The sequence below is a fragment of the Halomonas sp. TA22 genome (assembly GCF_013009075.1).
In the GTDB taxonomy this organism is placed as follows: Bacteria; Pseudomonadota; Gammaproteobacteria; order Pseudomonadales; family Halomonadaceae; genus TA22.
In genome coordinates, this window is the sequence record NZ_CP053108.1 from 829,295 (window position 1) to 855,737 (window position 26,443).

Below are 26,443 nucleotides of genomic sequence, written 5' to 3' on the forward strand. Positions count from 1 at the left end.
TGTCTCCAAAGTTGCCTAATAAACGACAAACCATGATTAGTTGACTAACGACTATCTATTTCGATGGCTGTTTCGGCAAAAGGTTCCGCCAATAATGCTGGCGTCGCTGTTCCCTGCCATACGCTAACGTGGGCGGATTTCCGCCAGATGACGGCTCACCGCCATCCAGGCGCCCAGTAGGCCCAATAGTGTACTCGATGATAGCAGAATTGCCGAGCCCAGGGCGTCGAGTCGCGGCATGGCGAAATGCGCACCATAGCTCTCCGCCAGGGCCGTGACCGGTGCCGCCAACCATTCTCCGCCAAGGGTGAGCAGACCCCAGGCGAGCAACCCGCCGCCAAGGCCATACCAGGCACCGCTATACAGAAAGGGGCGGCGCACGAAGGCGTGCGTGGCGCCGATCAGGGTCACCACCTCGATCTCCTTGCGCCGGCTCTCCACCGCCAGGCGAATGGTGTTGCCGACGATCAGCAGCACCCCCAGGCCGAACAGCACGGCAAGGGCCAGAGCCACGCGCTGGCCAAGCTCCGCCAGGCGTCCTAAGCGCTCAAGCCAGGCCAGGTCGAGGCGCACCTCATCGACACCGACGACCGTCTCGAGATCTTGGGCCAGGTGGCGCACCGCATCGGGGCTCGAGTCCTGAGGGGCGACCACCACGCTTGCCGGCAGCGGATTCTCCTCGAGCCGCCCCAGGGCATCGCTCAGGCCCAGCGCCTGCTGAAACTCGGCCATGCCCTCCGAGGCCGTGATCAACCGCGTCGCGGCAACCCACTCGTGTGCCCCGAGTGCTTGCGCGATGCGCATCGCCTGCGCCTCTTCGACGCCGATATCGAGATAGACGGTGAGCGTGGCGCTCTCCTCGAGCTCAGCATCCAGCATCCGCGCACTATCCAGGGTCAGCCACAGCGCAGCCGGCAGCACCAGAGCGATGGCGATCGCAAGCATCGTCAACAGGCTGCCCAGTGGCTGATGCACCAGGCGGCGGGCACTGTCGACGCACATCGCCCGGTGATGGCGCGACCACGCCCGCATCCGGCTTGCCGTGCGGGTCTGGTGGCTACGTGCGCCACGCGGCACCGCACGGCTCTCCTGGCGGCTCATGTAGCCTCCTCATCGGCGACCAGCCGCCCTTCGCGCAGGCGCAGCACGCGGTGGCGCAGCCGGGCAATCAGCGCCAGGTCGTGGCTGGCGATCATCACCGTGGTCCCGATACGGTTGAAGTCCTCGAACAGCGCCATGATGTCGGCTGAGAGCTGCGGGTCGAGATTGCCGGTGGGCTCGTCAGCGAGCAGCAGCGAGGGCTTGTTGACCACCGCCCGGGCAATGCCGACGCGCTGCTGCTCGCCACCGGAGAGCTCGATGGGCAGCGCTTTCTCGCGGTGCAGCAGGCCGACCTTGTCGAGGGCCGCGCGCACCCGACGCGCCGCCTCGCGCGGCTCGACACCCTGGATCTCCAGCGGCAACGCCACGTTATGGTAGATCGAGCGATCGAACAGCAGCTGATGGTCCTGGAATACCACGCCGATCTGACGACGGTAGAAAGGCAAGTGACTGGGGTGCAGGCGCTCCAGGTCGTGGCCGGCCACCAGCACCTTGCCACGCGAGGGGCGCTCGAGCCGCATGATCAGGCGCAGCAGCGAACTCTTGCCGGCGCCCGAGTGGCCGGTAAGAAACACCATCTCGCCGCGCCCCACGCGAAAGTGGATGTTGGCCAGCGCCTCGAAGCGGCCGCCATAACGCTTGCCGACGTGCTCGAAAGCGATCATGACTCAGGGCGTCTCGTCGCCGCTGCTGTCGTCACGCTCGAACAGCGCCTTGACGAAGTCGCGGGCCTCGAAGGCGCGCAGGTCATCCGCCGTCTCGCCCACCCCGATGTAGCGAATCGGGGTGGCGAGCTGCTTGGCCAGGGCGAAGATGATGCCACCCTTGGCGGTGCCGTCGAGCTTGGTCAAGGTGATGCCGGTAATCGGCACCGCCTCATGAAAGGTACTGGCCTGAGCGAGCGCGTTCTGGCCGGTGCCGGCATCCAGCACCAGCATCACTTCGTGGGGCGCCGCCTCGTCGAGCTTGGCCATCACCCGGCGCACCTTCTTGAGCTCCTCCATCAGGTGGCTCTTGTTATGCAGCCGACCTGCGGTATCGGCGATCAGCACATCGACCTTGCGCGCGCGCGCCGCCGAGAGTGCGTCATAGATCACCGAGGCGCTGTCGGCGCCGGTATGCTGAGCGATCACTGGCACCGTGTTGCGCTCGCCCCATACCTTGAGCTGTTCGACGGCGGCGGCACGGAAGGTGTCGCCGGCGGCGAGCATCACGCTGCGCCCCTCGGCCTGGAAGTGCTTGGTCAGCTTGCCGATGGTGGTGGTCTTGCCCACGCCATTGACGCCGACCATCAGGATCACGAAGGGCCCCTCGCCCTTGGGCGGCAATTGCAGTGGCTTCGCCACCGGCTCGAGCATGGCCGCCAGTTCATCCTGCAGGGCGCGATAGAGCGCCTGGGGGTCCCTGAGCTCCTTGCGCGATACCCGTCCGGCCAGGCTGTCGATGATCTCGCTGGTTGCCTCGATTCCCACGTCGGCCATCAGCAACTGCGTCTCGAGATCCTCCATCAGCTCGTCATCGATCTGCTTCTTGCCCAAAAACAGATCGGCGATGCCATCGGAGAGATTGGCGCGGGTCTTGCCAAGACCGGCCTTGATGCGCGCAAACCAGCCACGCTTTTCGGCAGCAGCATCGGGCGCGTCCACTTCAACGCTGGCCTGCGCCGCAAGCAATTCGGGTTCGGGCATAGGCTCGGATTCAATCACCGGAGCCTTTTCGGGCTCAGCCGCAGCGTCGTAAGCCATTGCCTCCTTCGCCGCCTCGGCCTCGGGCCGCGTCACCTCCTCGGCCAGCTGATCGCGAGGCGTCTCGACCGGCGTTTCGTCCAGGCCACTCGTCGCGTCCCCCGGCACCACCTCGTCGCGCAAGGCCTCCCGCGCGCCGTCACGTTGCGGTGCATCGGGCTCGATTTCGACTATCGGCGAGTCGGCGGGATCATGCTCCACCACCACCTCGGCGGCATCGTGTGTCGGCGCAGGCGCGTCGGTCGCCTCGACGGTCTGGTCGACCAGCGGCTCCTGCACCTGGTTTTCCTGAGACTCGCGATCGCTCTCGTGTTTCTTCTTGCGCTTGAAAAATCCGAACATGGGGGTGATCTGACCTCGAGACCTGAAGAATCGGATCATCCTACCATCGCCCGCCATGACTGTGGATAAGCCAGCAGGTACAATTCGCCGACCATGACACGACGCCAACCCTCATCCCGTCCCCGCCGCCCAAGATCGGCCAACGCTCGCCATCAGGCAACCGGCCGCCTGCGCATCATCGGTGGCGAGTACCGCCGCCGCCTGCTGCCGGTGATCGACAGCCCCGGCTTGCGTCCGACCCCCGACCGGGTACGCGAAACGCTGTTCAACTGGTTGCAAGCGGCCACCTCAGGCGCTCGTGTCCTCGATCTCTATGCCGGCACCGGCGCGCTGGGCCTGGAAGCGCTCTCCCGAGGTGCCAGCGAGGCGGTCTTCATAGAACGCGCGCCAGACGTGGCAGCAGCGCTCGAGGCCAATCTGGCAACCCTGGGCGCCAATGGCCAGGTGGAGCGCCTCGATGCCATGCACTATCTGACCCATGCTACAGCAACCTTCGACGTGGTCTTTGTTGATCCGCCGTTTCGCCAAGGCCTGACCACTCCTGCCTGCCACACACTGGAAAGTCGTGGCTGGTTGAGCGATGACGCCTGGATCTACGTCGAAACCGAACAGGAACTGCCCCCAGAAGTGCCGCGCAGCTGGCAGCTCCATCGCGAGGTGCACGCCGGCGACAGCAGCGGCCGACTCTACCGGCGCAAGCCGTCGCCGCCAGGCGACGCTTGCTGAGCCTGACTCGGCGTCGTACGCTTCGCCCTGACATGCCCAAGGGCAGCCGCCAAGCCGCAAGTAATCAGGAGAACAGGATGAGCATCGAACTCTTCAATCAGCTCGAACAGAAAGTCAGCAATGCCGTCGAAGCCATCGAGATGTTGAAGATGGAAACCGAAGAGCTGCGCGAGGAAAATGCCCGCCTGAAGCAGGAGCATGACGAGTGGGAGCGCCGCCTGAACGCGCTGCTGGGCAAGTTCAACGAACTCGAAGGCGATGGTGGCGCCTGAGATAGCGGGACAATCCCTCGCTTGTCAGATGAGCGGACGCGACATCAGCAGGGCATCCTCGCGCTGCCCCGCCAATGCCGGATAATAACCGCGCCGGCGGCCATCCTCGACGAAGCCATGGCCCCGATAGAGAGCGATCGCTGCGGTATTGCTCTCCCTCACCTCCAGAAGCAGGCGCTCGCTGCCCCACGCTCTCGCCTGCTGCTCGAGGCGTACCAGCAAAGCGCCGGCAATGCCCTGTCGGCGCGCGGCCGGCGCCACGGTGATGGCCTGCAGCTCGGCATCGAAGGGTAGCCGACACAACACGGCAAACCCCAGCACGTATCCTTCGCCTGCCAGCGCCCCCCAGACATTCGTATCAGCATCGTCCAGGGCCTTGGCCAACTGCCCCTCACTCCAGGGGTAACGCTGCCCGAGTCGCTCCAGCGCGGCGAGCTCGGCCAGATACCTTCCATTCAACGCCTGCAGCGCTAGCCGCTGCGCCTCAGTCATCGTCCCGGCCATCCCCAATGGCATCGCCGACGGCACCAAACCAGGCGCTGCGCCATGTCGGCAGCAGTGCCATCAAGGCCCGCTTGGCCTGGGCATCGCCTCCCAGGGTAACCAGCGCCGGTCCCTGCCAGCCCGGTACATCGAGCAATGGGCAGTGTTCATCCTGCAAGGCCAGCACCTGCTCGAGCACCGGGTGGCGACCGAAGATCAGCAGGCGCTCGGGCCGCCATCCGGCACGCCGGCGCCCCTCGATAAAGGCGCGCAAGCCATCGCGCGCCTCCTCCAGCGGCGCGTCCACCGGCAGCTCGGCCATCATCGGCCAGCGGAATGCCTGAAAGACCGGTGCGCTACCGAGGGTGATCCCCGCCGCCAGCAGCAGGTTCTGCAGCAACCGCTGCATCTCGCCGTCGGGAGCCGCCTCGCCAGGCAGCAGTATCAGCCAGCGCCCCTCGAGCGCGGCCAGCTGCACCTCGAAGCGTAGCGCTTCGAGGGGTTCGGAAGAGGCGTTCGCCGCTGGGGCATCGACTGCAGGTGTCTCCGACGTTGACGAGGATGAAGCTTGGGGATCCTCCTCGCCGAGCAGCGCACGGGCCTTGCCACGCCGCGGCTTGCTTGGCGCGGAATCCCCCGTGGAGGCTGGCCGTGGGGTCGCCGGCGATGGCATCTCGAGCAGCGCATGCAAACGCTGGGTGGGCGGCTCGGCAGCGGCGGGCTCGGGCATCTCCCATTCGCAGCGTGGCGTTTCCCGCGCGTTGGGCAGGCGATAGCGCCCCACCCAAGCGGTCAGGCCCATCGCGTCGAGATACTGCAGCCGCTGCGGCTCGGTGGTCACGATCAGGCGCCGACGCCCCGGCAATTGGGTGAATCCGGGCGATTCTCGCCGCGTGCCTGCCACTCACCGGGCGTGTAAGGGTGTAGCGCAAGCGCGTGCACTGGCCCGGCCAGCTCCTCGGCCAGCAGTGCATAGATCTGCTGGTGGCGCTTGACCGGCATCATCCCCTCGAAACGCTCGGACACCAAGGTGACCTTGAAGTGCGTCTCGGAGTTGGGCGGCACATGATGCATATGGCTCTCGTTCTCCACCGTAAGCCAGGTGGGCGAGAGCGTCTTGAGCTTGTCTTCGATCTGTGCCTGGATGCTCATTATGGGGCCTCATGACGTCAATTGCTGTCGTGAATAGGGCTCCATTGTACTCCTTCAATCACGCTCCGGCGATGCTCGCTCCATCGCCTCGGCGCTTTTGTGCGCTGACGGAATTCGCCACACGCTGATCATCAAGGCTATCGCAGCGGCAATGCAGCCCAACCACAGCGACGACTGCACCGAACCGGCACCGGCGGCCAGGAACACACCCACCAGCGCCACGCCCAGTGACTGACCGACGGTGCGCGTGGTGCTCAGCACACCGGAGGCACTGGTGCTTCGCTCTCGCGGCACACTGGTCATCATTTCGCGATTGTTGGGCGGCTGGAACAACCCGAAACCGATCCCGCACAGCCCGATACGCCAGAGACTGTCGAACATGCTGGCATCGCTGTCGAGCAGCGCAAGCGACACCAATCCCAACAGCAGCGCCGTCAAGCCGGCACTGGAGAGTATGCCGGGGTTGACGCGATCCGCCAGTCGCCCGGCCATGGGCCCCACCAGCATGATGGCCAGCGGCCAAGGGGTGAACAGCATGGCGGTCTCGAGCGGCGAGAGCCCCCGCTCCTGCTGATAAAGAAAGGAGAGCGCGACGAAGGCCAGCCCCTGGCCAATGAAAGCCAGCCCGGAGGCGCTGACCGCAAGCGAGAAGCGCCGCTCGGCGAACAGCGACAGTGGCAGCAGCGGATGCGAGGCGCGTCGCTGGCGACGAATGAACAGCGTGATCGAAACCAGGCACAGCAGCGTCCAGGCCAGTACCTGCCATGGCGACATGCCATGACCAAGTCCGTCCATGGCGATGAAGAAGCTGCCCAGCATGACCACCGAATAGACCGCGCCACGCCCATCGAAGGCACCGCGCCGGCGCGGCTCCCGGGGCATGGCCCGCCAGGCCAGCAGCAATGAGCAGAGCCCGAGCGGCACATGCAGGGCAAATAGCCACGGCCAGTTAGCAAACGAGAGCACGATACCCCCCAGAGCGGGCCCTACCGCATAGCCACCCGCCACCACCAGGGCACTGAGCCCCAGGGCGCTGCCCAACAGGCGCGTGGGAAAGATCATCCGGTAGAGCGAAGGGCCAATGGAGAGCGTGGCGGCAGCCCCCAGTCCCTGCAGGGCGCGAAATGCCAGCAAGGGCTCCAGGCGAGTCGATAACGCCGCCCCGAAGGAAGCGATCACGAACACGGCAAGCCCCGCCAGATAAAGACGGCGCCGGCTGACCAGTTCACTGAAGGAGGCGAACACCAGCAGGAAGGCTGCAGTGACGATCTGGAACAAGTTGACCACCCACACCGCTCGCGAGGCCGATATCTCCAGATCCTGAGCAATGGAAGGCAATGCGATGTTGATCATGGTGGCGTCCATGACCGCCATCAGAGTACCCAACATCAGCGCCAGCACGGCGACACGGCGCTCGGGGCCCGGCAGACCGTCATCGCCGGGGCGGGTCTCGAACATTCGACTCATGAACACATCACCTAAAGCATAAGGACTGAAACGAGAAAACCGGCCTTGGCCGGTCTCGATGAATCATCAACGCATTTGCCGTGACGCCATATATAGCCTTCGGCACTCATCCCACTCTCAATTCACCGACTTGCCTTGCCGTCTCGATTTGCCACTGCAGCGATCTACTAAGATCAATCCTGGTCAGTCTCGAGCAATAGGGCATCGTCCATCTCGGCGATTTCCAGCGGCGCCTCGTCATCCAGATCGACCGCCAGATAGCTGTGCTCGACCTGCACGAAGCGCTGGAACAGCGTCCAGTCGAGGCGTTCGGGCCATTGCCGCTCGTCCTCTTCCCAGGCGCGCAACTCAGACTCCAGAATCTCCATGTAGCGCTCGCGCACGAACGCTTCGAGCGCCTCGGGCGTGTCCATTTCGGGAATCAGATAAACGGTGTTCTCACTATCGACGTCATCGAGTGTCAAGTCGTCGTCGCCTACCATCGGCTCCAGGCTATTGATCCAATCCAGGAACAGCTGGGTCGGCTTGACGCTCAGGGCGGAGCGGTTTAGCAGTTTCATCGGACTCTCCTCGACGTCGAAACGCTGATCATTATGGTCGCAAGCCCCGCCGGTTACCAATTATTCCGGCCGCATCGCCGGAAACAGCAGCACATCGCGAATCGACGGACTATCGGTGAACAGCATCACCAGTCGATCGATGCCGATCCCTTCTCCTGCCGTGGGCGGCATGCCGTACTCCAGCGCACGCACGTAGTCGGCGTCGTAGTACATCGCTTCCAGATCGCCGGCCTCCTTCTCCGCGGCTTGTTCGCGGAAGCGCTCGGCCTGGTCCTCGGCATCGTTGAGCTCCGAGAAGCCGTTGGCGATCTCGCGCCCACCGACGAAGAACTCGAAGCGGTCGGTGACGAAGGGGTTGGCGTCGTTGCGCCGCGCCAGCGGACTCACCTCGGCCGGGTACTCGGTGATGAAGGTCGGCTGGTCGAGCCTGTGCTCGGCGACCTCCTCGAAGATCTCGGTGTGCAGCTTGCCAAGGCCCCAGCTCTCCTTGACCTGGATGCCGAGTCGCGCAGCGACCGCGCTGGCGGCCTCGCGGCTGTCGAGGTCGCTCTCCTCGATGCCTTCGCCATGCTCGAGGATCGCCTGGCGCATGGTCAGCCGCTTGAACGGCTCGCCCAGTGCGTAGGTGGTACCCTGATAGACCAGCGTGGTGGTGCCGAGCACCTCTTCGGCCGCCTTTCGGATCATCTCCTCGGTGAGGTCGAGCAGGTCTTGGTAGTCGGCATAGGCCCAGTAGAACTCGAGCATGGTGAACTCGGGGTTGTGACGCGTGGAGAGCCCCTCGTTGCGGAAGTTGCGGTTGATCTCGAAGACCCGCTCGAAGCCCCCCACTACCAGGCGCTTGAGATAGAGCTCCGGCGCGATGCGCAGGTACATGTCGATATCCAGCGCATTGTGGTGGGTGATGAAGGGGCGCGCCGCCGCGCCGCCGGGAATCGGCTGCAGCATCGGTGTTTCCACCTCCATGAAGCCGCGGGCGGTAAAGAAGCGGCGGATCGAAGCGATCACACCGGCCCGCACCTCGAAGGCGCGCCGCGACTCAGGGTTCATGATCAGATCGACGTAGCGCTGACGATAGCGACTCTCCTGGTTGGTCAGGCCGTGGAACTTGTCGGGCAGCGGACGCAGGCTCTTGGTCAGCAGCTGAGCCTCGACCATCATCACGTAGAGATCGCCCTTCCCGGACTTGTGCACCGGGCCGCGTGCGGCAACGATGTCACCGATATCCCACCCCTTGACGTCGTCGAGCACTTCCTCGGGCAGCCCCTGCTTGTCGACATAGAGCTGGATCTGCCCGGAGACGTCCTGGATGACGATGAACGGCCCGCGCTTGCGCATGATGCGCCCGGCCACTGCCGCCTGCCGGCTCAGCGCCTCCAGCTCGGCCTTTTCCTTGTGACCCAGTTCGGCCTCGAGCTCCGCGGCCAGGCTGTCGCGGCGAAAGTCGTTGGGAAAGGCGCTCTCACCAGTGGCAGCGGCGCGCTCACGACGCGCCGACAGCTTGGCGCGCCGCTCGGCGATCAGGTGGTTCTCATCGTGCTGGGGTTGGTCTTGATTGGCCATTACGCTACCCGTTGAAAGTGGATCACAAGCCTTGCTTCAGACTGGCTTCGATGAACTGGTCCAGATCGCCGTCCAGCACCTTGTCGCAGTTGCTGGACTGCACGCCGGTGCGCAAATCCTTGATGCGCTGGTCATCAAGCACGTAGGAGCGGATCTGGCTGCCCCAGCCGATGTCGGCCTTGGAGTCCTCGGCCTGCTGCTTGGCGGCGTTGCGCTTCTGCATCTCATGCTCCCACAGTTTCGCCTTGAGCTGTTTCATGGCGAAGTCGCGGTTGGCGTGCTGGCTGCGCTGGTTCTGGCAAGCCACCACGATGCCGGTAGGCACGTGGGTGATGCGCACCGCCGAGTCGGTGGTGTTGACGTGCTGACCGCCGGCACCGCTGGAGCGATAGGTATCGGTACGGATGTCGGCCGGGTTGATCTCGACCTCGAAGCTGTCATCGACCTCAGGCGACAGGAACACCGAAGCGAACGAGGTGTGACGCCGGCCGCCGGAGTCGAACGGGCTCTTGCGCACCAGGCGGTGCACGCCGGTTTCGGTACGCAACCAGCCGAAGGCGTGGTCACCCTGGATATGCACCGTGGCCGACTTGATACCGGCCACCTCGCCTGCCGACACCTCGGTCAGCTCGGCCTTGAAGCCATGGTGCTCGGCCCAGCGCAGGTACATGCGCAGCAGCATGTTGGCCCAGTCCTGGGCCTCGGTGCCGCCGGAGCCGGCCTGAATGTCGAGATAGGCGTTGCTCTCGTCCATCTCGCCTGCGAACATGCGCCGGAATTCGAGCTTGGCCAGGCTGGCCTGCAGCCCGTCGAGCTCCTTCTGGACTTCGGCGACGGTTTCCTCGTCATCCTCCATCACTGCAAGTTCGAGCAGGTCGCGGCTGTCGGCCAATCCCTGATCGAGCTCATCGATGGTCTGCACCACCAGCTCGAGGGAGGCGCGCTCCTTGCCCAGTTTCTGGGCGTAGTCCGGGTCGTTCCAGACGTCGGGATTCTCTAGCTCGCGGGAGACTTCCTCTAGCCGGTCCTTCTTCTCGGCATAGTCAAAGATACCCCCTCAGGACGTCTGTCCGCTCGGACAGGTCCTTGATGAGGTTGTTGATCGGGTTGATCTCTAGCATGGGATGACGGCCTGAAGATGTGCTTGGGCGTAAAGACCGTCGCGCATAAAAGGCGACGGCGCTGAAAAGCCCACCATTGTAGCGAAACCCTCACCCGCCAGCCATCCCGCTCGCTGCTTCATAGAAAGCAGAAGCCCGGCCGAAGCCGGGCAACCCTTCCATGCGCGAGCATCAGAAGCGATAGGTGAGCTGGGCACCGAAGCCATGGGCCTCGTTCTTGTAATTGGCGGAGTAGTTGGCACCACCCACCCCATTCAACAGATCATTGCGAGATTGCTCGATAAACGTTTCCCGCTCGGTCAGATAGGAGTAAGCCACATCTACCGTCAGATCAGGCACAGGAGTCCAGCCGGCGCCGATGGAGAAGATACGCCGATCATCGGAAGGAATCCGCACGCTACGATGTTGATCGCTGGTTGGCGTATTGTCGAGTGTTACCCCTGCACGCAGCGCCCACTGATTATTGAGCTGATACTCGCCACCCACGGCAAATGCCCAAGCATTGGAGTAATCTTGAGTCTCAAGAGTAATCTGGTTGCCTTGACTGCCAGTGACAAGAATCTGATCGAAGCGGCTCCAGCGCGTCCAGGAAGCACCCGCCATCAATTTGAGATTATTGCTCATCTGCTGGGTGACAGAGAAATTAACGGTTTCTGGCGTGATCAGATCAAGATTGGCCGAATCAACAGCCACCACGTTACCCGCCGGATCGGTGGCCCTAAAATCACCCGTCAGGGTGTAATCCACCTTGGAGCGATAAGTCAGACCCAAGGTGGTTTCTGGTACTGGCTGGAAAATCACACCGAGATTATAACCCCATCCTTCATCATCGCCTTCGACACGCGAGTCGATATCACCAGCAGGGTTGAAATCGGCCGAGGTTGGCAACTGACGACGCAACTCTCCGTCGACCCGGTTATAGGTGACCCCAGCGCCCACGGCCCATTGCTCGTTGAACCGGTAGGAGACCGTTGGCTGGGCGCTGATGACGCGTACTTCCGTATAATCCCCAAAATAACGGCCTTGGAAATCGTTCTCGTAATCGGTCTTGGAGCCGAAGGGCGCATAGACTCCGAAGCCAAAGGCCAGACGCTCGTTGATGGGCTGAGCATAGAAGGCGAAGGGGACCAGAGTACCGGGGACCATGTCCCCCTCGTTACCGCCAGGAATAGACCCCACCGGGACCTGCATGCCGATTGGCGCCCCCCCTTGGGCAACACCGGCATCTACCGTCCTGTTGGCGGTTACATTGTTAATGTCGCTATTGACGTTGAGGTAGGTTCCCCCTGCAGTCAGTTGCGCCCGGTCGAGAAATGACATCCCCGCTGGGTTGCCGAACACGATGGTCGCATCGTTGACATTCGAGCTGCGACCGGCATGACCGTATCCCTGACCACTGACACTTTGCTCGTTGATCTGGTAACCGCCAGCGTTGGCCTGAACAGCGATAGTTGCGAAAGCAACGGCCACCGCGAGCTTATTAAATTTATTGTTTATCATTAAACATCCTGCTCCAGTAAGAAAACGCTGGATTGATGGGTGATGAGTGATTGCCCGGCTGGGCAAGGGCGTGCCTTTTCTTGGCCACGTGCCCACTCTTTTTGGCCTAAAGCGCCGCCATGTTCAAGGCCAAACGTTCGTTTTAATACAAAATCCGTTAATACTTTAGTATTGCAAGCGATTGATATTATGAACTTTCATCAACTTAGCCGCTACACATCAATGCGCATGAGAGATGGCTCGACCCTGCTTGACCATGGGGTAACCCATAGGTTTTACACTGAATTCACTTCCCTCCGACCCAAGAGGTCGTCATGAAAGTCAGTGAACTTGCCAAGCGCGCCGGGGTCACCGGCGAAACCGTACGCCACTACACACGTGAGGGGCTTCTGACCCCGCGCCGTCATCCTGACAATGGCTATCAACTCTACGATGGGCACGACCTGTCGCGCCTGCGCTTCATCCAGCGCGCTCGCACCTTGGGCTTCAGCGTGCGCGAGATCGGCGAGATCCTCGCCCATGCCGATCACGGCGACTCTCCCTGCCCGCTGGTGCGTGACCTGCTGGCGGCCCGACTGCCCCAGATCCGCGAGCGTATCGCCAGACTCCAGGCCCTGGCGGCACGCATGGAGCAGGCCCTCGATACTTGGTCCGACATGCCTGACGGCACGCCGAATGGGCATAGCCTTTGCCGCTTGATCGAAAGCTTTCCCGCACCCGTCGAAGCCTCGGACGAAGGGAAGTCCACGTCTCAAGGAGGCGAGTCATCATGAGCGTACATCACGAGCGTCATGTTCCGGGAATCAGTTGCCAGGGGTGCGTCGGCAAGATCCGCCGCGCCATCGTGACCGAAGACACGGAGGCGGAGGTCACCGGCTTTCCGCAGCAGAAGCGCCTGGAGGTCACCACCCGGCTCGATGGCGAACGCCTCGATCGGCTGCTCGAGGAGAGTGGCTTTCCCGCCGGTGAAATCAAGCTCCAATCCGCGTCGGCGACACCACAAGCCGAAGCAGCCCCCGCCTCGACCGCACGCCAAGCGCCACCCGTCACGCAGCGCCTGTCGCTCTCGGGCATGACCTGCGCGAGCTGCGTACGCAGCGTACAGGAGGCCTTGAGACGCACCCCCGGCGTGACGCGCGCCGAGGTCAATTTCGGTACCCATACCGCCCAGGTCAGCGGCACGGCCTCGCTTGATTCCCTCGTCAAGGCAGTGGCGGAGGCCGGCTACGGCGCCGAACCGATCGTCGACCTGCACCAGGCCCAGGCCACGCGCAGCGCCAACGATGCCGCCGAGTATCGCCGCCGCTTGCGCGGCAGTGCCCTGTCGCTTGCGCTTGCGGTACCGCTGATGGCCAGCATGTTCGTCTACCACCCGCATCCGGTGGGTACCGGCCGGCTGTTCTGGCTGGTGGTCGGCCTGCTCACGCTGGCCATACTGGCAGGGCCTGGCCGGCACTTCTTCGTCAACGCATGGAAGGCGTTCAGGCATCACCAGGCCAACATGGACACGCTGATCGCCATCGGCACCGGTACCGCCTGGCTCTACTCAATGGTGGTAGTGCTGTTTGCCCACTGGCTACCCGCCGTGGCCCACGGCATCTATTTCGAGGCCTCAGCGATGATCGTCGGCCTGGTGCTGCTCGGCAACGCCATGGAGCTCAAGGCCCGCGGTCGCACCAGCGAGGCGCTCAAGCGCCTGCTCGATCTGCAGAGCCGCACGGCCCGAGTGATACGCGACGGCGAGGAGCGCGAAGTGGCAATCGACGAAGTGATGCCCAGCGATCGCATCCGCGTGCGCCCCGGCGAGCGCCTGCCCGTGGATGGCGAAGTCGAAGAGGGCAACTCCCATATCGACGAATCGATGCTCACCGGCGAGCCGATTCCCGTGGCCAAGCGTCAGGGCGATGAGGTGAGCGCCGGCACCGTCAACGGCAAGGGCGGGCTCGTCTACCGAGCGACCCGCGTCGGCGCCGATACCCGTCTGGGGCAGATCACCGACCAGGTGGCCCGCGCTCAGAACAGCAAGCCGCCGATCGGTGCCCTGGCCGACAAGGTATCGAGCATCTTCGTGCCCACGGTGATGATCATCGCCGTGGCCACGGCATTGGTGTGGTTCAACATCGGCCCCGAGCCGCGCATGGTCCATATGCTGGTCGCAGCGACCACCGTGTTGATCATCGCCTGCCCCTGCGCGCTGGGGCTGGCCACACCGATCTCGACCATGATCGGCATCGGCAAGGCCGCCGAACATGGGGTACTGGTCAGAAACGGCGAGGCGCTGCAGACCGCCAGCCGGCTCACCACCCTGCTGGTCGACAAGACCGGCACCCTGACCCAAGGCAAGCCGAAGGTCACCGATGCCGAGTGGCTCGCAGGCGATACTCAGCGCGTTCTGCCTCTGGTCGCCGCCCTCGAGCGCGGCTCGGAGCATCCGTTGGCCACGGCCCTGCTTACCTATTCTCAAGAGCGAGAAGAAGCGGGTACCCCGCCCGCTGAAATCCGCGATTTCCAGAGCATCACCGGCGGCGGCGTGACGGCGCGCGACGCCGAGGGCCGCCTGCTGCGCCTGGGCAATGCGCGCCTGCTCGAGGAGGCGGGGATCGATCTTTCACTGGGCCGTGAGCGTGCCGAACGACTCGAGAAACAGGCGCGTACCGTGGTCTATTTAAGCGTGGGCGAGCAGCTGACCGCGCTGTTCGGCATCAGCGACCCGCTGCGCGCCGACAGCCTCGCTGCGGTGAAGCGGCTGCAGGGTGATGGCCTGCGAGTGGTGATGCTGACCGGCGACAACGCCCATACCGCCGCTGCCATCGCGCGTGAAGTCGGCATCGACGACTATCGCGCCGGGCTGATGCCGGAGGAGAAGCACGCCGAGATCGAGCGGCGCCAGGCAGCCGGCGAGATCGTCGGCATGGTCGGCGACGGCATCAACGATGCCCCGGCGCTGGCTCGCGCCAATGTCGGCTTCGCCATTGGCCAGGGCACCGATGTCGCCATCGAGAGTGCCGGCATCACCCTGATGCGTGACTCGCTGCACGGCGTAGCCGACGCCATCGAGATCAGCCGTGCCACCCTGCGTAACATCAAGCAGAACCTGTGGGGGGCTTTCGGTTACAACAGCTTGTGCATTCCCATCGCCGCCGGCGTCTTCTATCCCCTCACCGGCATGCTGCTCTCGCCGATGATCGCCGCCGCGGCGATGTCGCTCTCCTCGCTCACCGTGGTCAGCAACGCCAACCGCCTGCGGCTGTGGAAATCGAAGGAGTGCGCAACGCGCGAACGGGTCACGCCGTCACCTGCCGTGGAGGCCACCTTATGACCCTTATCGTCAACCTGATCGGCATGATAGTGATCGTGGCCATCGCCTGGTGGTTCTGGGGGACCGCCTAGGTGGAACCGCCTAGCCATTAGCTGATTGGCGAAGCGCGCGCCTCAACTCACGCCGATATAGCGGCCGGGCTTGTGGTTCAGGGCGATGATCATGTTGAGCGCCACGGCCCCCAGCACTGACAGTGCCACTCGATCCAGCGGCAGCACGAAGAAGGCGAGCAGCAGGATCAAGCCATCGATACCGAGCTGCACGTATCCTGCCCGCCATCCATAGCGGTCCTGAAGATAGAGTGCCAGGATATTGATCCCGCCCAGGCTGGTGCGGTGACGAAACAGCACCAGCAGGCCGATCCCCATCAGGCAGCCGCCGATCAGGGCACCATAGAGCGGATGGAGCGACTCGAGTACGATCCAGCGCGGCGTCAGGGCGGAAAACAGCGACACCAGGCCGATAGCAATGAAGGTACGCAGCGTGAACGACCACCCCATGCGTTTGATGGCGAGATAGTAGAACGGCAGATTGATGGTGAAGAACAGAATGCCGAAGCCAAGCTCCGTCCAGTATTGCAGCAGCAGAGCGAGCCCGGCGGTACTGCCGGTGAGCAGCGTGGCATGGGTGTAGAAGGTCACGCCCAGGGCAACGAACAGCGTGCCCAGCAGCATGGCCAGGATATCCTCATGGGGACGGTGCGGGTCGGCCTTGACGGGCTCGGCGGGTGAGGCGGACATCAGTGTTTCCTTGAACGGGCTGTAGCATTATTGGGATTATTGCAGCGGCTCGGCATGCTCGATCATCAACTGCAGTGTCTCTCGCCCCTTCCAGCGGTTGCGATTGAGCTTGTAGGCGCAGCGTAGCCGTGCCCCGAGCCCGAAGGCCGGCACCTCACCTGGGCTGAGGGCCCGAAACCAGATCGCACGCAGCGCCGCCCCACCGTGGGACAGGTCGAGCATCAGGTGGATCCCTTCGGCACCCACCACACGCAACGACTCGACCAGAAACTCCCCCTCGAACAGCGGGGCATCGAACTCGCGACCGTAGGGTGCCAGGCGCTCCAGCTCGTCGAGGGTGGCGAGCGATAGCTGCTCGGCGCTCAGCTCGCCATCGGTCCACACGCAGGGGTAGAGCTCACGGCCCAGCAACTGCTCCTCCACCGCGATCAGAAACGCCTCGCGAAACCGCCTCAGCTGCTCGACAGGCAACCCGATGCCGGCCGCACCGCGATGCCCGCCGAAGCGCGGCAGTGCCTCGGGGGCCAGATCGAAGGTGCGCTGCAGGGCCTGGCGCAGGTGCAGGCCCTCGATGGAGCGCCCCGAGCCGGTGAGCATACTCGGGGCCGCCGCTCGGGTCAGCACCAGTGTCGGCCGTCCGAACGCCTGCACCAGGCGCGAGGCGACGATGCCCTGCACGCCGGCATGTCCCTCCTCGAGATAGATCACCAGCGCCGGGGCGTTGGCGGCCAGTTGCGGCATGGCGAGGCGCCTGGCCTCCTCGGCCATGTCGGCCTCGATTGCCTTGCGCGACTGGTTGTCCTGATCCAGCACGTCAAGATGCTGGCGTGCCACCTCGTCGCTTGCCGCGAGCATGAAGTGCAGGGCGGCATAGGGGTCGTCGAGGCGCGAACGGGCGTTGATGCGCGGGCCCATTTGGAAGGCCAAGGTCTCGGCATCGAAGGGCACGCTGTCCACGCCAAGGCGCTCGGCCATGGCGCGCCAGCAGGCAGCCTGCATGCGATTGATCAAGGTCAGCCCGTGGGTCACCACCGCGCGGTTGGCGGCACTGCCCCCCAACGAGACACAGTCGGCCACGGTCCCCAGCGCCACATAGGAGAGCCAGGGCGAGAGCTTGGGCGTGGAGGGAGCCAGCACCCCCCATTCGACCAGCACAGAACGCGAAAGCGACATCACCAGCCAGGCCACCATGCAGCCGGCGATGGTGGCATCGGGATAGGTGCAGTCGTCGCGGGTGGGATTGACCGTGGCATAGGCCGATACCGGTGGTCCCTCGATCGGCAGCGCGTGGTGATCGGAGACCACCACATCGATGCCGGCCGCCTTGAGCCGGGCGATGCGCGGCTCATCAGAGCTACCGCAGTCGGCGGTGATCACCAGGCTCGGGCGTGGCGAAAGCTTGAGCGTACGCTCCACCAGCGGCAGGCTGATGCCGTAGCCATCATTGATGCGGTGCCCGATCAGGCTGTGCAGTCGGTGTGCCGGCACGCCGAACAGCTCGTTGAGGGTGCGCAGGATCACCACATGGGAGGTGATGCCGTCGACGTCGTAGTCAGTGAGAATGCCGATGTGCTCACCCTCCACCACCGCCTGGGCGATGCGTTCGGCAGCACGCCGGGCATCCGCCAGACGCTCTGGGTGCTCGAGATTCTTGAGGCTCGGCGTGACCAGTGGACCAAGTTCGCCGCCATAGTCGGCTAGACGCCCGGCCATGATCCGTGCCTGGAGCTCGCTGAGCCCCTCGCCCCGGGCAAGCACATAGAGCGCCTCGTTGAGCGGGCGGCGCTTGAGGCGCGTACGGTACGGGTCGCTGACGGCTGGCGTAATGACTTCCGCGTCCAAGGACACTCTCCCTGCAAGGACGCCCGGCCAGCCAGGCGTCAATGGATCCGAGTCGAGGGGGGTTACTTACGGCGATGCTCGGCGACGAAGGCCTGCACCCGCGCAAGCTCGGCGGGGAGTACCGTGTAGCGCTCCTCGCGCTCGAGCAGATCGTCCATGTGCGGTGGCAACGGCGCCCCCGGGAAGCCGGCCTTGACCACCGCATCGGCGAACTTCGCTGGGTGTGCGGTAGCAAGCGTGATCATCGGCGTGGTCGCATCGCTGCGCGCACGCTCGGCAGCGCGGTAGCCGGTGGCGGTATGCGGGTCGAGCAGTTCCTTGGTGCGCTGGTGCGCCTCGCGGATCACCTCGAGGATGGTCTCGTCATCCACGCTGTGGCTGGCGAACAGCGTCCGCAGCTTGGCCAGCGGCGCCTCGGCCAGGGCCGTAGGCTCGGCCTGGAAACGCTCGAGCAGTTCGCGCACGGCGTCACCATTGCGATCGTAGGCATCGAACAGCAGGCGCTCGAAGTTCGACGACACCACGATGTCCATGGACGGCGCCAGGGTCGCCTCGAGCTCGCGCTTGGAGAAGTCGTTGTCGGCAAGCGTGCGGTGCAGGATGTCGTTGGCATTGGTGGCGATGATGAACTGCTTGACCGGCAGTCCCATCTTGAACGCCATGTAGCCGGCGAACAGGTTGCCGAAGTTGGCCGACGGCACGCAGAAGCTGACCTGCCGGTGCGGCGCACCAAGCGCCACGGCAGAGGCAACGTAATAGACGATCTGGGCCATGATCCGCGCCCAGTTGATCGAGTTGACCGCCACCAGGCGCGTACCGTCGAGGAACGCCTGGTTGGCGAAGCTCGCCTTGACCATCGCCTGGGCGTCGTCGAAGTTGCCCTCGATGGCGATGTTGAAGACATTGTCGGCCAGTACCGAGGTCATCTGACGGCGCTGCACTTCCGAGACACGCTGGTATGGATGCAGGATGAAGATATCGAGGTTGTCGCAGTGGCGGCACCCCTCGATGGCCGCCGAGCCAGTATCGCCGGAGGTGGCGCCCATGATCACCGCGCGCTCGCCGCTCTTCTTCAGGAAATGGTCGAGTAGCCGCCCGAGCAGCTGCAGGGCGACATCCTTGAAGGCCAGTGTCGGGCCGTGGAATAGCTCGAGCAGGAAGTGATTGGCATCGAGCTGGTTGAGCGGCACCACCGCATCATGGCTGAACGTCGCGTAGGCATCGCGCACGATGTCGCGGAACGTCGCGTCGTCGATCTCGCCATTCACGTAGGGCCTCATCACCCGAAACGCGATCTCGGCATAGGAGAGCCCGGCCATCGCCGCCAGCTCATCATGGGAGAGCTGCGGCACGGTCTCAGGTACGTAAAGCCCGCCGTCGCTTGCCATGCCGGTCAGCACGACCTCCTCGAAGCTCAGTGCGGGCGCCTGCCCGCGGGTACTGATATAGCGCATCGCTCACTCCTGCTCGTCGAGGCTTTCGACACGGATCCGTGTCACCGTTCCGGCGATATCGGACAGCGACTCCAATTGGCGAATGGCATCGTTCATGCTCTTTTCGCGGGTACGGTGCGTCATCAGGATGATCGGCACCAGCTCCCCTTCGGTGGCTTCCTTCTGGATGATCGCCTCGATGGAGATGCCCTGTTCGGCCAGGATGGTCGCCACTCGCGCCAGCACCCCGGGGCGGTCCACCGCCAGCAGCCGCAGATAGTAGGCGGTGACGATCTCCTCCATCGGCAGCATCGGCAGGGCGTTGATCTCGTCGTGGATGCCGCTGAAGGCGAGATAGGGCACGCGGTAGTGATGATCGGTGGTGATGTCACGGGCCACGTCGAGCAGATCGGCGACCACCGCCGAGGCGGTCGGCTCGGCACCGGCACCGGCACCGTAATAGAGGGTAGGTCCCACGGCGTCGCCCATGATGGCGATGGCATTCTTGACGCCATTCACGTTGGCCAGCAGCCGCTCCTTGGGAATCAGCGTCGGGTGCACGCGCAGCTCGAAGCCGGCATCGGTGCGTTTTGAGATGCCCAGATGCTTGATGACGTAGCCCAGATTGTCGGCCTGCTCGACATCCTCCGAGGTGATCCGTGCAATGCCTTCGGTATAGGCCTTCTCGAACTGCAGCGGCACGCCATAGGCGATCGAGGCGAGGATGGTCAGCTTGTGGGCGGCATCGATGCCCTCGACATCGAAGGTCGGGTCGGCCTCGGCGTACCCCAGCGCCTGGGCTTCGGCGAGGACGTCCTCGAAGGCCCGTCCCTGGTCACGCATATGGGTGAGGATGTAATTGCCGGTACCATTGATGATCCCGGCCAGCCACTCGATACGGTTGGCCCCAAGCCCCTCGCGCAGCGACTTGATCACCGGGATGCCGCCGGCCACGGCGGCCTCGAAGGCGACGATCACGCCCTTCTCGTGGGCAGCCTGGAAGATCTCGTTGCCGTGCACGGCGATCAGCGCCTTGTTGGCGGTGACCACGTGCTTGCCATGGTCGATGGCGGTAAGCACCAGCTCGCGTGCCACGTCGTAGCCGCCGACCAGCTCGACCAGCACGTCCACGTTGGGGTTTCTGGCCACCTCAAAGACATCGGAGGTGGTCTTGACGCCGGTGGTGTCGCAGTCCGGATTGTCGCGACGCATCGCCACCTGCTCGATGACGATGGGGCGCCCAGCACGCCGAGCGATCTCGTCGGCGTTACGCGTCAGCACATTGAAGGTACCGCCGCCCACGGTACCCAGACCACAGATTCCTACTCTCACCGGTTTCAACTCGCTATCCCCTTGCTTGTGTCGAGCATGATTGGCCACCGCGTCGGCGGCTCATTACTATCTCATTGTTCGTTCAATTCCAGCATCTCGGCCAGACGCTCGGCGGGCACGTAGCCCGGCACCATGCGGCCATCGGGCAGGACGATGGCCGGTGTGCCCTGCACGCCGACTTCCATGCCCAGATGATACTGCTCCTCGACCGGATTGTCGCAGCCCGTCGCACTGTTCAGCGTCTCCTCGCGCTTGGCCGCGGTCATCGCCTCGCTGCGGTTCTCGGCGCACCAGATCTGTCTCAGGATACGCCCCCCTTCCGAAGCCATGCCGGCCCTCGGGAAGGCCAGATAGTGCACCTCGATGCCCATTTGGTTGAGCTGCGGCACCTCCTCGTGCAGACGACGGCAGTAGGGGCAGGTGGTGTCGGTGAATACCTGTACCACCGCATGGCTCTGCTCGCCCCGGAAGATCACCTTGTCGGCATCGGGTACCGCGGCCAGCCGCTCGGCCCGTTCGGCATTGCGCGTCTGCTCGGTAATGTTCACCAGCCCCTGCGGGCCATTCTCGAAGATATCGCCGACCAGAAAGTACTGACCCTGACTATCGCTATAGAAGGTTTCGCCATTCTCCAGGCGCACCTCGAAGAAATCCGGCAATGGCGTCTCACGTATGCTTGCGACCGGCATTCGCTCGCCATGCACTTGCAGCCGCTCGGCCAGTGCCTGGGCCGTATTGGCCTGTACACCGCCGGCCAGGGTAAAGGCGGAGAGCGTGAACGTGGCCAGGCTGCCTAGCAGCGGCGAAAGAACTCGTTTCATGATCAACCTCGAGGATGGTGTTCGGCATGCAGCGCTTCCAGGCGCGCCTGGGCGACATGCGTATAGATCTGGGTAGTCGACAGGTCGCTATGACCCAACAGCAGCTGTACGACACGCAAATTGGCTCCATGATTCAATAAATGAGTCGCAAAGGCATGGCGAAGGGTGTGCGGCGAGAGCGGCTTGTCGATGCCGGCCGTTCTGGCATGCGCCTTGATCCGGTGCCAGAAGGTCTGACGCGTCATGAAGCCGTCTTGGCGGCCCGGGAATAGTGCAGGGCGGGTGATATCGGTCATCAGCGCACCACGTCCCGCCCGTAGGTAGCGCTCGAGCCAGATCAGCGCCTCCTCGCCCAGCGGCACCAGTCGCTCCTTATCGCCCTTGCCCACTATTCGCACCACGCCCTGGCGCGGATTGATCGAGTCCATTCTCAGGCCGACCAGCTCCGAGACCCGCAGGCCGGCGGCATAGAGGATCTCGAGCATGGCGCGGTCGCGCAGCCCAAGAGACGTTGCGGTATCCGGCGCTTGCAGCAGCCGCTCGACCTCCGCCTCGTCCAGCGTATCGGGCAGGCTCGGATTCAGCCTTGGCAAGCGCACCTCGCTCAAGGGGTCGTGGTCGATATGACCATTGGCCAGCGCCCAGCGATAGAAGCTACGCAGGCTCGACAGCAGACGCGCATTGCTGCGCAGCTGATAGCCTCCAGCGCGACGCTCCTCCAGCCACTGGCCCAGCCGCACCGATGATGGCGCAAGCAAGCTCTCGCCTTCGCACTGCAGATGTCGCTGCCACGCCTCCAGGTCGCGTCGATACGCCTCGAGGGTATTCTCGCTGGCTCCTCGCTCGAGCCAGAGCGCATCGAGAAATATCTCGATGGGGCTATCGACGTTTGTGGGCATGAGTCACTCTCCAGAACAGCGATTCCCTGGATATCGAACCCAGAACGCCGAAACCCCGCCCCGCATGAGCGGCGACGGGGTTTCGTTGGGCATGCCCGGAGGCATGCAAGTGCTAGCGGCGCCTCGGCGCTTAGGCCAGCTTTTCCTTGATGCGTGCAGACTTGCCGCTGCGCTCGCGGAGGTAGTACAGCTTGGCCTGACGCACGTCACCGCGACGCTTGACTTCGATAGTGGCGACCAGCGGGCTGTAGGTCTGGAAGGTACGTTCGACACCGACACCGTGGGAGATCTTGCGTACGGTGAAGGCGGAGTTCAGGCCACGGTTACGCTTGCCGATCACCACCCCTTCGAACGCCTGAAGACGCTCGCGAGTCCCTTCCTTGACCTTGACCTGGACGATCACGGTATCGCCTGGGGCGAAGGCCGGGACTTCCTTAGACATCTGCTCGGACTCGATCGCCTGGATCACCTTGCTCTTGCTGCTCATGACTTATCCTCAATAGTTACGATGCCGCCGCTATCGGCTGGCCGTGATCCCGACGCTCGACCCAAGGCACGAGGCGGGAATCGATGGGTGTATGACACAGGTGCAACCGGCGCTTCACGCTCCAGGTTACCCTGCACCGCCGCCCTGATCCTCTGGTGACAGGGCGTATTCGGCGATGAACTCATCGAGCAGCATCTGCTGCTCTCGATCCAACGCCTTGTCCTGCAATAGATCGGGACGCCTCAACCAGGTCCGCCCCAGTGACTGCTTCAACCGCCAGCGCTTGATCGCCCCATGGTGACCGCTCAGCAACACTTCCGGGACCGTGCGCCCATCGATCTGCTCGGGGCGAGTATAGTGGGGGCAGTCAAGCAGCCCGTCGTTGAACGAATCCTCGACCGCCGAGTCCTGATGGCCCAGTACTCCTGGCACGAGTCGCGCCGCGGCATCGATCAGCACCATGGCCGGCAGTTCGCCGCCACTGAGCACATAGTCGCCGATCGACCACTCTTCGTCGATATCGGCCTCGACGATGCGCTCGTCGACCCCTTCGTAGCGTCCGGCGACCACGACCAGGGGTCCACTTGCGGCCAGTGCCTGCACGCCACGCTGATCCAGCACCCGCCCTTGGGGCGAAAGGTAGATCACCTTGGCTCTCTGACCGGTACTCGCCTCGGCCTTGGCGCGCGCAGCATGGATCGCCTGGCGCAGCGTCTCGACCTTCATCAGCATGCCGGGTCCGCCACCATAGGGGCGGTCATCCACCGTGCGGTGCTTGTCCGTGGCGTAGTCCCGGGGGTTGCAGAACTCGAGTTCCAACAGACCCTGCTTGACCGCTCTGCCCGTCACGCCATAACGGCTGATCGCGTCGAACATCTCCGGGAACAGTGAAACAACCCCAATCCACACGGCAACGTTTCCAGGCAATCGCCCTGCCGAACTACGGCAGGCGCTGCGCATCAAGACTCGCTCAGAATTCGGGATCCCAGTCCACCGTCATCATGCCGGCGTCCAGATCCACCTTCACTATGACGTCATCGGGCAGGAAGGGCAGCAGCCGCTCCTTGCCATCCGACGTATTACCGTCACCCCTGACCACCATCACGTCATTGGCGCCGGTTTCGAACAGATAGCTGACACGACCCAGATCGACGCCCTCTTGCGTGACGACCCGCAGGCCTTCCAACTGGTGCCAGTAATACTCGTCCGCATCGAGCGACGGCAGGGCATCCTTGGGCAACAGTATCTCCGCCCCGGCCAACTGCTCGGCCTGCTCGCGCGACGCCACCCCCTCGAGGCTCGCCACCAGGCCTTTGCCCTGGCTACGCCCCTGACTGACACGCCGTGAGAACACCTTGCCATTCAGGCGAAGCTGCCACTCGGGGTAGTCGAGAATGCCGTCCATCGGACTGGTGTAGGAGTACACCTTCAGCCATCCCTTGACGCCGTAGGGGCTGGTCAGCTTGCCCAGCACCACGTGCCGGTCTTCACTGACGACGTCCTGCGTCGTTGCCGATACGTCGTTGGTCATGACCATTACCACATTTACTCAGGGCTCACAGACAGGCTCAGGCCTGCTTGCGGGCTTCCTTGATCAGTTCGGCAACGCGATCGGAGACCTGCGCACCCTGGCCCTGCCAGTGAGTGACGCGATCCAGGTCGACGCGCAGACGCTCTTCCTGACCACGTGCTACCGGGTTGAAGAAGCCAATGCGCTCGATGAAACGGCCGTCACGAGACTTGCGTGAATCGCTAACAGTCAGGTGATAGAAGGGACGCTTCTTGGCGCCACCACGTGCCAGACGAATGGTAACCATTGCGTTAACAGTCCTTCGGTTGGAGTTGCTGAAATCAATTGAGTCGTTCGGGACACGCTTTTTCGCGCGACCCTGCCACGAAGACGCAGCATTCTACGGAAATCGAGACGACATGGAAACCTTTTTCCATATCGCCCCTTCGAGCTAGCGCCAGGGGAAGCCGCCGGGACCGCCCATGCCACCACCACCGCCCATGGGGCCGCCGGGCCCGCCTGGACCTCCGCCGCCCATCATCCCGGACATACCGCGCATCATCTTCTGCATGCCGCCCTTCTGACCGGCCTTCTTCATCATCTTCTGCATCTGCTTGTGCTGCTTGAGCAGACGATTGAGGTCGGGCACCTGCAGGCCGGCACCGGCCGCGATACGGCGCTTGCGCGAGCCATTGATGATCTCGGGCTTGCGGCGCTCCTTGGGCGTCATCGAGTTGATCAGCGCCTCGAGCTTGCCCAGCTCCTTCTCGGGGCCCGGCCCCTGGGCGAGTTCCGCCATCTGGCCCATGCCCGGCAGCTTGCCGAGCAGACCGCCCATCCCACCCATCTTCTTGAGCTGCTGGAGCTGGTCGCGGAAGTCCTCGAGATCGAACCCCTCGCCCTTCTTGACCTTCTTGGCCAGCTTCTCGGCCTTGCCCTTGTCGACGGTGCGCTCGGCCTCCTCGATCAGCGACAGCACGTCGCCCATGCCGAGAATCCGCGACGCCACGCGGTCGGGGTGGAAGGGCTCGAGCGCATCGACCTTCTCGCCCATGCCCATGAACTTGATCGGCTTGCCGGTGACGTGGCGCACCGAGAGCGCCGCACCGCCGCGGGCATCGCCGTCGGCCTTGGTCAGGATCACCCCGGTCAGCGGCAGCGCCTCATGGAAGGCCTTGGCGGTATTGGCGGCATCCTGGCCGGTCATGGCGTCGACCACGAACAGCGTCTCCTGCGGCGCGATCGCCTTATGCAGGGCCTGGATCTCGGCCATCATCGCCTCATCCACCGCCAGACGCCCGGCGGTATCGACGATCACCACATCATGGAACTGGATCTTGGCGTGACGGATCGCCGCCTCGGCGATGGCCACCGGCCGCTGATCGGAACTCGACGGGAAGAAATCGGCACCGACCTCGCGCGCCAGCGTCTCGAGCTGGGCGATGGCCGCCGGGCGATAGATGTCCGCCGACACCACCAGCACCTTCTTTTTCTCGCGTTCGCGCAGGTAGCGCGCCAGCTTGGCCACCGAGGTGGTCTTGCCCGCCCCTTGCAGGCCTGCCATCAGCACTACCGCCGGCGCGCCCTTGAGGGCTAGCCCTTCGTTGGCCTCGCCCATGATCGCCTCGAGTTCCTGCTGGACGATCTTGACGAACTGCTGGCCCGGCGACAGGCTGCGCGACACCTCCTGCCCCACCGCACGCTCGCGCACACGATCGATGAACGCCTTGACCACCGGCAGGGCCACGTCGGCCTCAAGCAGCGCACGACGCACCTCGCGCAGGGTATCCTTGATATTGTCCTCGGTCAGTTTGGCCTGACCGCTGATGGACTTGAGCGTCCGCGATAGACGCTCCGTGAGATTCTCGAACATGGGCCTCTCCGGCGGAGCTTGCTTTGGCCAAGGATTATACGCGTTAGCGACGGCACTCTCCATGCATGCGTATGCTCCCAGCAGAGCGGGCGAGCGGCTGTGCGCCATGCCATGGATTCGGTATAGTGACACCCGATGTGTTTCCTTCAGCCACA

Annotated in this window: 26 protein-coding genes; 4 read left to right on the plus strand and 22 right to left on the minus strand. The window is 63.9% G+C overall.

The features are described 5' to 3' along the window. Positions 1–123: 123 nt before the first annotated feature. The 3 genes from ftsX to ftsY are packed head-to-tail and all read right to left on the minus strand — an operon-like array spanning position 124 to position 3,188. Positions 124–1,101, minus strand: coding sequence for a permease-like cell division protein FtsX (gene ftsX, locus HJD22_RS03790; protein WP_208654314.1), 978 nt, complete (start codon positions 1,099–1,101; stop codon positions 124–126). Next, a complete protein-coding gene (gene ftsE, locus HJD22_RS03795; protein WP_208654315.1) occupies positions 1,098–1,766 on the minus strand; it encodes a cell division ATP-binding protein FtsE in 669 nt (222 codons plus the stop codon). The genes ftsX and ftsE overlap by 4 nt, the downstream gene beginning before the upstream one ends. Before the next feature lie 3 nt (positions 1,767–1,769). After that, positions 1,770–3,188, minus strand: coding sequence for a signal recognition particle-docking protein FtsY (gene ftsY / locus HJD22_RS03800; RefSeq protein ID WP_208654316.1), 1,419 nt, complete (start codon positions 3,186–3,188; stop codon positions 1,770–1,772). Between the two features lie 93 nt (positions 3,189–3,281). On the opposite strand from ftsY, the gene rsmD reads away from it, so the two are divergent. Both rsmD and HJD22_RS03810 read left to right on the plus strand, forming a co-directional pair. Then, positions 3,282–3,914: a 16S rRNA (guanine(966)-N(2))-methyltransferase RsmD gene (gene rsmD / locus HJD22_RS03805; protein ID WP_208654317.1), complete on the plus strand. Its 633-nt coding sequence runs from the start codon at positions 3,282–3,284 to the stop codon at positions 3,912–3,914. Between the two features lie 77 nt (positions 3,915–3,991). Then, entirely contained in the window at positions 3,992–4,186 is a 195-nt protein-coding gene (locus HJD22_RS03810) for a cell division protein ZapB (protein ID WP_208654318.1), read from the plus strand. A 24-nt stretch (positions 4,187–4,210) separates the two neighbouring features. Here HJD22_RS03810 and rimI read toward each other — a convergent pair whose 3' ends face one another. The 8 genes from rimI to HJD22_RS03850 form a co-directional block, all read right to left on the minus strand. Continuing rightward, the gene (gene rimI / locus HJD22_RS03815; protein WP_208654319.1) at positions 4,211–4,678 is read right to left on the minus strand and encodes a ribosomal protein S18-alanine N-acetyltransferase; all 468 of its coding nucleotides are present in this window, start codon (positions 4,676–4,678) and stop codon (positions 4,211–4,213) included. After that, positions 4,671–5,510: a hypothetical protein gene (locus tag HJD22_RS03820; protein ID WP_208654320.1), complete on the minus strand. Its 840-nt coding sequence runs from the start codon at positions 5,508–5,510 to the stop codon at positions 4,671–4,673. Before HJD22_RS03820 ends, rimI begins: the two co-directional genes overlap by 8 nt. Positions 5,511–5,512: 2 nt before the next feature. After that, positions 5,513–5,821: a BolA family transcriptional regulator gene (locus tag HJD22_RS03825; protein ID WP_208654321.1), complete on the minus strand. Its 309-nt coding sequence runs from the start codon at positions 5,819–5,821 to the stop codon at positions 5,513–5,515. Positions 5,822–5,875: 54 nt separating this feature from the next. Further along, positions 5,876–7,288 (minus strand): MFS transporter, encoded by a 1,413-nt coding sequence (locus HJD22_RS03830; RefSeq protein ID WP_208654322.1) that lies wholly within the window; start codon positions 7,286–7,288, stop codon positions 5,876–5,878. Between the two features lie 173 nt (positions 7,289–7,461). After that, positions 7,462–7,848: a hypothetical protein gene (locus HJD22_RS03835; protein ID WP_208654323.1), complete on the minus strand. Its 387-nt coding sequence runs from the start codon at positions 7,846–7,848 to the stop codon at positions 7,462–7,464. Positions 7,849–7,908: 60 nt separating this feature from the next. Then, positions 7,909–9,411, minus strand: coding sequence for a lysine--tRNA ligase (gene lysS, locus HJD22_RS03840; protein ID WP_208654324.1), 1,503 nt, complete (start codon positions 9,409–9,411; stop codon positions 7,909–7,911). Between the two features lie 22 nt (positions 9,412–9,433). Further along, a protein-coding gene (gene prfB, locus HJD22_RS03845) for a peptide chain release factor 2 (protein WP_208654325.1) occupies positions 9,434–10,532 on the minus strand; the annotation gives its coding sequence in 2 pieces (ribosomal slippage) (positions 9,434–10,456 and positions 10,458–10,532; 1,098 coding nt in all). 171 nt (positions 10,533–10,703) lie between these two features. Continuing rightward, positions 10,704–12,029, minus strand: coding sequence for an OmpP1/FadL family transporter (locus tag HJD22_RS03850; RefSeq protein WP_208656760.1), 1,326 nt, complete (start codon positions 12,027–12,029; stop codon positions 10,704–10,706). A gap of 317 nt (positions 12,030–12,346) precedes the next feature. Here HJD22_RS03850 and HJD22_RS03855 point away from each other — a divergent pair, with 317 nt between their 5' ends. Both HJD22_RS03855 and HJD22_RS03860 read left to right on the plus strand, forming a co-directional pair. Then, positions 12,347–12,805, plus strand: a complete 459-nt coding sequence (locus HJD22_RS03855; protein ID WP_208654326.1) for a MerR family DNA-binding protein — start codon at positions 12,347–12,349, stop codon at positions 12,803–12,805. Beyond that, positions 12,802–15,351: a heavy metal translocating P-type ATPase gene (locus HJD22_RS03860; protein WP_208654327.1), complete on the plus strand. Its 2,550-nt coding sequence runs from the start codon at positions 12,802–12,804 to the stop codon at positions 15,349–15,351. The genes HJD22_RS03855 and HJD22_RS03860 overlap by 4 nt, the downstream gene beginning before the upstream one ends. A 113-nt stretch (positions 15,352–15,464) precedes the next feature. On the opposite strand, the gene HJD22_RS03865 is transcribed toward HJD22_RS03860, so the two are convergent. The 11 genes from HJD22_RS03865 to ffh form a co-directional block, all read right to left on the minus strand. Continuing rightward, complete coding sequence (locus HJD22_RS03865; protein WP_208654328.1) at positions 15,465–16,091, minus strand: YitT family protein; 627 nt, start codon at positions 16,089–16,091, stop codon at positions 15,465–15,467. A gap of 36 nt (positions 16,092–16,127) precedes the next feature. Next, the gene (locus HJD22_RS03870; RefSeq protein WP_248730096.1) at positions 16,128–17,804 is read right to left on the minus strand and encodes a DHH family phosphoesterase; all 1,677 of its coding nucleotides are present in this window, start codon (positions 17,802–17,804) and stop codon (positions 16,128–16,130) included. A gap of 191 nt (positions 17,805–17,995) precedes the next feature. Then, positions 17,996–19,387, minus strand: coding sequence for a threonine synthase (gene thrC / locus HJD22_RS03875; RefSeq protein WP_208654329.1), 1,392 nt, complete (start codon positions 19,385–19,387; stop codon positions 17,996–17,998). Positions 19,388–19,390: 3 nt separating this feature from the next. Then, complete coding sequence (locus tag HJD22_RS03880; RefSeq protein ID WP_208654330.1) at positions 19,391–20,707, minus strand: homoserine dehydrogenase; 1,317 nt, start codon at positions 20,705–20,707, stop codon at positions 19,391–19,393. A gap of 62 nt (positions 20,708–20,769) precedes the next feature. Next, complete coding sequence (locus HJD22_RS03885; RefSeq protein WP_208654331.1) at positions 20,770–21,519, minus strand: DsbC family protein; 750 nt, start codon at positions 21,517–21,519, stop codon at positions 20,770–20,772. A gap of 2 nt (positions 21,520–21,521) precedes the next feature. Beyond that, complete coding sequence (gene xerD / locus HJD22_RS03890) at positions 21,522–22,418, minus strand: site-specific tyrosine recombinase XerD (RefSeq protein WP_208654332.1); 897 nt, start codon at positions 22,416–22,418, stop codon at positions 21,522–21,524. A 130-nt stretch (positions 22,419–22,548) separates the two neighbouring features. Continuing rightward, complete coding sequence (gene rplS, locus HJD22_RS03895) at positions 22,549–22,905, minus strand: 50S ribosomal protein L19 (RefSeq protein ID WP_208654333.1); 357 nt, start codon at positions 22,903–22,905, stop codon at positions 22,549–22,551. A 126-nt stretch (positions 22,906–23,031) separates the two neighbouring features. Next, a complete protein-coding gene (trmD, locus tag HJD22_RS03900; RefSeq protein ID WP_208654334.1) occupies positions 23,032–23,814 on the minus strand; it encodes a tRNA (guanosine(37)-N1)-methyltransferase TrmD in 783 nt (260 codons plus the stop codon). A gap of 61 nt (positions 23,815–23,875) precedes the next feature. Further along, the gene (rimM, locus tag HJD22_RS03905; protein WP_208654335.1) at positions 23,876–24,436 is read right to left on the minus strand and encodes a ribosome maturation factor RimM; all 561 of its coding nucleotides are present in this window, start codon (positions 24,434–24,436) and stop codon (positions 23,876–23,878) included. A 37-nt stretch (positions 24,437–24,473) separates the two neighbouring features. After that, positions 24,474–24,722 (minus strand): 30S ribosomal protein S16, encoded by a 249-nt coding sequence (gene rpsP / locus HJD22_RS03910; RefSeq protein WP_208654336.1) that lies wholly within the window; start codon positions 24,720–24,722, stop codon positions 24,474–24,476. 144 nt (positions 24,723–24,866) lie between these two features. After that, on the minus strand, positions 24,867–26,288 hold the full coding sequence (ffh, locus tag HJD22_RS03915; RefSeq protein WP_208654337.1) for a signal recognition particle protein: 1,422 nt from the start codon (positions 26,286–26,288) through the stop codon (positions 24,867–24,869). Positions 26,289–26,443 lie beyond the last annotated feature (155 nt).